The organism is Legionella rubrilucens (assembly GCF_001468125.1).
GTDB lineage: Bacteria > Pseudomonadota > Gammaproteobacteria > Legionellales > Legionellaceae > Legionella_C > Legionella_C rubrilucens.
On the sequence record NZ_LNYT01000016.1, the window covers coordinates 1 to 390 of the forward strand.

The following is a 390-nucleotide window of genomic DNA, read 5'->3' on the forward strand; positions in this document are numbered from 1 at the left end:
GCACTTTAATCTCCTTTTGATCGTCAAATCAAGGAGTTAGATTACTCTAACTTAGATTAAAGTGCCCCCTCAAATGAGAAAGAGCCCAAATATCTTGGGAAGGTGAAAAAATCGAGTGTAGGGAATTTGTCACGTAAATTCTCCTAACCTTCCTAAGTTATGCCCTCATCAATCCAATTGAATTAATCCTGCTAGCTGCATTCTTTAAATGATCACTTGAAAGATGCGCATAACGCAACACCATCTCAAAACTGGACCATCCACCTAACAACTGAAGCTCTTGCAAGCTTGTTCCATTCTGCACTGACGTGGTCAACCAAAATGTTACACCCCAGTTAAGCAACTTTCATTAAAAAATCGCTCTGTTTTTCAAATTGATTTGGGCTTAAA

At 38.7% G+C, this 390-nt stretch carries 1 pseudogene; it reads right to left on the minus strand.

Going from position 1 to position 390, the window contains the following annotated elements:
- Nucleotides 1-184 precede the first annotated feature (184 nt).
- A pseudogene (locus tag Lrub_RS15095) lies at nucleotides 185-304 on the minus strand (site-specific integrase); the annotation flags it as partial.
- Between the last annotated feature and the right edge of the window lie 86 nt (nucleotides 305-390).